Source organism: Rhodoferax sp., from assembly GCF_044236835.1.
Classification (GTDB): domain Bacteria; phylum Pseudomonadota; class Gammaproteobacteria; order Burkholderiales; family Burkholderiaceae_C; genus Allorhodoferax.
On the sequence record NZ_JBIIGC010000023.1, the window covers coordinates 40,067 to 46,572 of the forward strand.

6 protein-coding genes and 1 tRNA gene are annotated in these 6,506 nt (G+C 59.2%); 6 read left to right on the forward strand and 1 reads right to left on the reverse strand.

What is annotated here, in order from left to right; genetic code table 11:
• The first annotated feature begins 33 nt into the window (after nucleotides 1-33).
• The 5 genes from ACILRC_RS13695 (at nucleotide 34) to ACILRC_RS13715 (ending at nucleotide 3,914) form a co-directional block, all read left to right on the forward strand.
• Nucleotides 34-489 (forward strand): peptidylprolyl isomerase, encoded by a 456-nt coding sequence (locus ACILRC_RS13695; RefSeq protein WP_395669937.1) that lies wholly within the window; start codon nucleotides 34-36, stop codon nucleotides 487-489.
• On the forward strand, nucleotides 486-1,433 hold the full coding sequence (gene ispH / locus ACILRC_RS13700) for a 4-hydroxy-3-methylbut-2-enyl diphosphate reductase (protein ID WP_395669938.1): 948 nt from the start codon (nucleotides 486-488) through the stop codon (nucleotides 1,431-1,433). Before ACILRC_RS13695 ends, ispH begins: the two co-directional genes overlap by 4 nt.
• Nucleotides 1,430-2,383 (forward strand): threonine/serine dehydratase, encoded by a 954-nt coding sequence (locus ACILRC_RS13705; RefSeq protein ID WP_395669939.1) that lies wholly within the window; start codon nucleotides 1,430-1,432, stop codon nucleotides 2,381-2,383. The genes ispH and ACILRC_RS13705 overlap by 4 nt, the downstream gene beginning before the upstream one ends.
• 25 nt (nucleotides 2,384-2,408) lie before the next feature.
• Complete coding sequence (serS, locus tag ACILRC_RS13710; RefSeq protein WP_395669940.1) at nucleotides 2,409-3,779, forward strand: serine--tRNA ligase; 1,371 nt, start codon at nucleotides 2,409-2,411, stop codon at nucleotides 3,777-3,779.
• Nucleotides 3,780-3,824: 45 nt separating this feature from the next.
• Nucleotides 3,825-3,914 (forward strand) — tRNA-Ser (locus tag ACILRC_RS13715).
• 293 nt (nucleotides 3,915-4,207) lie between these two features.
• On the opposite strand, the gene ACILRC_RS13720 is transcribed toward ACILRC_RS13715, so the two are convergent.
• A complete protein-coding gene (locus tag ACILRC_RS13720; RefSeq protein WP_395669941.1) occupies nucleotides 4,208-5,653 on the reverse strand; it encodes a PLP-dependent aminotransferase family protein in 1,446 nt (481 codons plus the stop codon).
• Nucleotides 5,654-5,754: 101 nt separating this feature from the next.
• Here ACILRC_RS13720 and ACILRC_RS13725 point away from each other — a divergent pair, with 101 nt between their 5' ends.
• Nucleotides 5,755-6,369: an FMN-binding negative transcriptional regulator gene (locus ACILRC_RS13725; RefSeq protein ID WP_395669942.1), complete on the forward strand. Its 615-nt coding sequence runs from the start codon at nucleotides 5,755-5,757 to the stop codon at nucleotides 6,367-6,369.
• Nucleotides 6,370-6,506 lie beyond the last annotated feature (137 nt).

A 6,506-nucleotide genomic window follows, 5' to 3' on the forward strand; every position in this document is an offset into this window, starting at 1 on the left:
TTCTACAATACGGGCCAGTTTATCGGGACTTGTATGACCACTGTGCTTCCCCGCGTCGAGGCGGGATCCTTCCTCACCTTGCACTACCGGCTCGGTGGGCCCAATGGCGACATCATCAACACCTTTAGCGACAAGCCCGCCACACTGAGTTTGGGCACGGGCGAACTCTCACCTGCGGTGGAGCAGTGTTTGATGGGCATGGAGGAGGGAACCCGGCGCACCTTCGAGCTCCCAGCCGGTGCCGCCTTTGGACCACGCAACCCCGACATGCAGCAGTGGCTGGCGCGCAAGGTGCTGCGCGACATGGGCGATCCGCTAGAGACCTACCAGGTGGGCGACGTGGTGCAGTTTCCTACCCCCGATGGGCAGGGCCAGTTTGCCGGTGTGGTGCTGCAGATGCGCGACGATTCGGCGGTGCTGTTTGACTTCAACCACCCCTTGGCGGGTCAGCCTGTGACCTTTGAAGTACAACTGATTGGAGTGCTATGAGCCACCCTCCCCAAGAAATTCTGTTGGCCGAGCCGCGCGGCTTTTGCGCCGGCGTAGACCGGGCCATCGAGATTGTCGAGCGCGCCCTCACCAAGTTTGGTGCGCCTATTTACGTGCGCCACGAAATTGTGCACAACACCTATGTGGTCAACGACCTCAAGTCCAAGGGCGCGGTGTTCATAGAAGACCTTGACGACGTGCCACCCGGCGCCACGCTGGTGTTCTCGGCCCACGGTGTCAGCCGCGCGGTCCAAAACGAGGCGACGGCGCGCGGCTTCCAGATTTTTGATGCCACCTGCCCGCTGGTCACCAAGGTGCATGTGGAGGTGGCCAAGCTGCACAAAGAGGGTTTTGAATTCATCATGATCGGCCACAAGGGCCACCCCGAGGTGGAGGGCACCATGGGGCAGCTCGACAGCGGCATCCATCTGGTCGAAGACGTGGCCGATGTGGCGCGCGTGGCCCCCAACCAAACCGAGAAGCTGGCGGTAGTCACCCAGACGACCCTGAGCATGGACGACGCCGCCGAGATCGCCGCTGCCGTTAAAGCGCGTTTTCCGCAAGTGCGCGAGCCCAAGCAACAAGACATTTGCTACGCCACCCAGAACCGCCAGGACGCGGTGAAGTTCATGAGTCCGCAGGTGGACATCGTCATTGTGGTGGGCAGCCCCACCAGTTCCAACAGCAACCGCCTGCGCGAAGTGGCTCACAAGCTGGGCACCGAGAGCCACATGGTCGACCACGCCGACGAGTTGCGCGCCGAGTGGTTCGAGGGCCGCCAGCGCGTGGGCCTGACCGCCGGTGCCTCCGCCCCGGAGGTGCTGGTGCAAGCGGTGATTGACCGCATCCGTGCCATGGGCGCGGTGTCGGTGCGCAAGGTCGATGGCATCCAGGAAACGGTGAAGTTTCCCCTGCCCAAAGGCCTGCGCCTGGACCGCGAATGACGGCACCTGCGCTGACCCGCAGCGACATCGCCGCTGCGCAGCAGGGCCTGCACGGTGGCTACTGTGGCTTTCTGCGCGAAACCCCCTTGTGGAAACTGCCCGGCGCGCAGCTGGGCCTGCCCTGCCGCGAGGTCTGGCTCAAGCTGGAGCACTTGCAAGTGGGCGGGAGCTTCAAGGCGCGTGGCATGCTCAACCGCATGCTGGCGCAGCCGGTGCCCGCCAGCGGCGTGGTGATTGCGTCGGGCGGCAACGCGGGCATTGCCACCGCCGCTGCGGCGCAGATGCTGGGCGTGCGCTGCGAGGTGTTCGTGCCCGAGGTGTCCAGCGAGGCCAAGCGCGCCCGCTTGCGCCAACTGGGCGCACACGTGGTGGTGGCAGGCTCTGCCTACGCGCAGGCCCATGAGGCTTGCCTTGCGCGACAACTGCAAACCGGTGCCTTGGCGATGCACGCCTACGACCAGCCCGAGGTGGTCGCCGGTGCTGCCACCTTGGCCGCCGAGATCGAAGCCCAAGGCGGCGTGCCCGACAGCGTGCTGGTGAGCGTAGGTGGTGGCGGTCTGGTGGGCGGCGTTGCGGCTTGGTTTGAAGCCCGCGCCCGCGTGGTCGCCTTGGAGCCGGTGCTGGCGCCTACGCTGGTGGCGGCACGACAAGCTGGCGAGCCGGTCGATGTGGAGGTGGGGGGCATCGCTGCGGACGCGCTGGGCGCGCGGCGCATAGGCGCCATCGGCTGGAGCGTGACGCAACGCTATGTGAAAGACGCCTACCTGCTGGAAGACAGCGCCATCCGCGCAGCGCAGATTTGGCTGTGGCGGGAGCTTAAACTTGGCGTAGAACCCGCCGCCGCGCTGGGCTTGGCCGCACTGCAAACCGGTGTGTACGCTTGCGCCCCGAATGAGACCGTGTGCCTGATTCTTTGCGGCGCCAATCTGGACCCGGCCACCTTGGCCTGACTATCTGCTACTTGCCCCAACAACCATGCTAGACATCAACTTACTTCGCAAAGACCTGGCCTCGGTGGTCGCGCGCCTGGAAAACCGCAAATCGCCCCAGCCGTTTTTGAATGTGGAAGCCTTCACCGCGCTGGAGACCGAGCGCAAGGCCAACCAAATTCGCACCGAAGAATTGCAAAGCCGCCGCAACACCCTCAGCAAGCAAATAGGCGTGCTCAAGTCCCAAGGGCCAGGTGCCGCAGCGCAGGTGGAAGCCACCATGGCCGAGGTGGCGGGCATCAAGACCGAGCTGGACCAATCTGCCGCGCGCCTGGACCAGATCCAATCCGACATGCAGGCCCTGTTGCTGGCCGTGCCCAACCTGCCGCATGCCAGCGTGCCCCCTGGCGCCGATGAGCACGGCAATGTGGTGCTGCGCAGCTGGGGCACGCCCAAGGACTTTGGCTTTGCGGTCAAAGACCACGTGGACTTGGGCGCGCCCTTGGGGCTGGACTTTGAGATGGGCGTCAAACTCTCCGGCGCGCGCTTTAGCGTGATGAAGGGCCCCGTGGCCCGGCTGCACCGCGCGCTCGCCCAGTTCATGCTGGATGTGCAGACCCAGGAGCACGGCTACACCGAGTGCTACACGCCCTACCTGGTCAACCGTGAGTCCCTGGTGGGTACCGGGCAGTTGCCCAAGTTTGAAGACGATTTGTTCAAGGTGCCGTTTGGCATGGCTCAGCCCGCTGAGCGGGACAGTGCAGCCTCGGCGGAGCGTGGCGGAGAAGGAACGGTCAGTGCGCCCGAGCAGTCCTACCACTACCTCATCCCCACCAGCGAAGTGCCACTAACCAACTTTGTGCGCGATACCGTGCTGCCCGAAGAGGCACTGCCCATCAAGCTCACCGCCCATACGCCGTGTTTTCGCTCCGAGGCCGGCAGCGCTGGGCGCGACACGCGCGGGCTGATTCGCCAGCACCAGTTTGACAAGGTGGAAATGGTGCAAATCGTGCATCCCGAGCGCAGCTACGAGGCGCTAGAAGAAATGACCCGCCACGCCGAAGCCATTCTGCAAAAGCTGGGTTTGCCATATCGCGTGATGGCCTTGTGCACCGGCGACATGGGTTTTGGTGCGGCAAAAACCCACGACCTCGAAGTCTGGCTGCCCGCGCAAAACACCTTCCGCGAAATCAGCTCAGTGTCCAACTGCGAGGCGTTTCAGTCGCGCCGCCTGCAGGCGCGCTTCAAAAACGCGCAGGGCAAGAACGAACTGGTGCACACCCTCAACGGCTCGGGCCTGGCCGTGGGCCGCACGCTGGTGGCCGTGCTGGAGAACTACCAAAACGCAGACGGCTCCATCACCGTGCCCGAGGCGCTGCGCCCCTACATGGGCGGCACCGAGCGCCTTGGCGGCTGACTTGCGCTGCTAGAATCTGGCCTTCGCCCAATACGACGCAGACCCGGAGAGGTGGCAGAGTGGTCGAATGTACCTGACTCGAAATCAGGCGTAGGGGCGACCCTACCGAGGGTTCGAATCCCTCCCTCTCCGCCAGTGACTTCTTTCAATATTTCAATCCTTCAAACACCTGTTTGCAAGTGATTGATCTGATTGATTTTTTTCTTCCAAAGCTTTCCGCGTTCTTGAAGAAAGTACCCCTTTGATGGGGTATTCGAACTGTTGAGACGGCTTTCTGCTCAAAACCTCTTGAGCTAGCGCGTTCAAAACCCAAATTTGAACCGTACCGATTGCACGCGGTTTTATGTGATGCTGGCCCTCCATCATGACCATTCAAAAGAGTGTTCTTGAGATTGCCGGGACAGGTCCTTTGGAGCCATTGAACGAACTCAGTTCTGCTGAATTGCTTGAGCCAATCGCGCAACACCTTTTTTGATTTCAGTCGGCGTCAACCCGGCATATCCCATAACCAATCCGGCACACTTTTTCCGTCTGAGCTTGTCGCCTGCCGAGTAAAGCGGCGTGATGCTCCAAATGCCTATGCCCATAGCTTTGGCGCGCGCGATCAGATTTGGTTCATCTTCGATTTGAAAATCTTCCAACCAGACGACGATGTGCAAACCTGAAGCAGTACCTTCAACTCCAACACGTTTGGGCAGGAATTTGTGGATCGCCTCGATCAGCACAGCCCTTTTGTTTTCGTTCGCCCTTCTGACCCGCCTGATATGTCTTTCGTAGGCCCCACTTTGGATGAGTTGGGCAATCACTAGCTGATCAGGACTCGGCGTATGTCTATCTGTCAGTTGCTTGGCCTGGCGGAAAACATTCACCAGTTCCGCAGGCAACACCAGATACCCGAGTCGCAACTGCGGTGAAAGCGTTTTTGAAAACGTCCCGATATAGATGACTGAGCCATCGACATCCAGCGATTGCAGCGTCTGCACAGGTCTTAAGCCGTAGCGAAATTCACTGTCATAGTCGTCCTCGATGATCCAGCAGCGGTTTCTGGCCGCCCACGCCAAGAGCTCACGACGGCGGCTGATGGACATGACGGACCCAAGCGGGAATTGATGAGACGGGGTCACATAGACCAGCGCATTTTTGACATTGGGCAACTGGTCGCACATGAGCCCTTGCTCATCGACGGTGATCGGCGACACCTTAGCCCCCATGGCTTCAAAATTGAGTCGTGCACCCAAATAGCAAGGCTCTTCCATCAATACTTCAGACCCTGGGTCGACCAGCAGCCTCGCACAAAGATCAATGGCCTGTTGTGCGCCCTGAACAATGATGATTTGCTCTTGAGAGCACGACAAACCTCTTGCCCGCAGCAAATAGCCCTGAAGTTCGGAACGCAACTCGGCTGCACCTTCGGGCGCGGCATAGTACAGGCTTGATTGCCGCTTCATGAGCGCTTGGTTGTAGAGCTTTCGCCACATGAGCCGGGGAAAGTCTTCATCCGCAATGGCGCCGTAGAGAAAGTTGATTTCTCTTGGTTTGATTTCAGGCGTTACAGGTAACTTCAATGCCGAGGTACGTCGCCCGTAGGCCGACAGCTTGCGTTGCTCGCTTTGAATAGGTTTTAGGGATGGACGATGTGCCTTCGCGAGGAGAGGGAAGTTCAAGGACACGCGAGCGCGTGAACCAGGTGCTGTTTCGATATACCCCTCGGATGCGAGTTGTTCGTAAACGGTGACCACAGTAGACCGAGAGACGCCCAGATCGGATGCCAATGCCCGGGTTGAGGACAGTTTTTCGCCCGGGCTGAGTTCTCCAGCATGAATCTTGAGTCGGAAAATTTCACAGACCCGCTGGACCGATCCGATTTTTTGCATGATCAACTGGTATGTTTAATTTAATCAAAAATAGATCTTCATGGTAAACCAGAATCGTCTGAAAATCCGGTCATCAAATTCTTCAGAGACCCGTTGAGACCATGTACATTCCAGCCCACTTTTCGATCAAAAATGCCGAGCTTATGCAACAGATCATCCAGGCCCACCCTTTGGGCGTTCTGGTGACTATGACCCCCGAAGGCCTGGACGCCAATCACATTCCTTTCGAACTGGATGCTGCCCGTGGTGTACTCACGGCGCACGTGGCGAGGGCCAATCCCGTATGGCAACAATGCGGCAATGGGATAGACGCATTGGTGATTTTTCGCGGCGAAGAAAGCTACATATCCCCAAACTGGTATCCCAGCAAACACGAATTCCATCGCCAAGTACCCACTTGGAATTACGAGGTCGTGCACGTGCATGGACGCATGGTCGTTCAGGACACGGAAAAGTTTGTGCGTGGCGTGGTGGGTCGCCTGACTCGCAAGCATGAAGCCATAGAAGAAAAACCATGGAAGATGGGAGATTCAACCCCCGAGTTCATTGACGGCATGCTTAAAGCCATTGTTGGCATTGAAATCACCATCACACGGATGGAAGGTAAGGCCAAGCTGAGCCAGAACTGTGAGGACCGAGACCGCCTCAATGCCGCTGAAGTTCTTGCAAGTCACGGTGAAGTTGAGTTGTCCCAAGCTATGCGCAAGGCGAAATAAGTACGCCATCACTGACCTGCCCCCCATAAACCGTACCAGCCAAATTTCCAAGAAGTCCATCCACCCGGAGAATGATGGACATGAGAACAAGCAAATTCAGCGAAGAGCAGATCATTGGCTTTCTGCGCCAGGCCGAG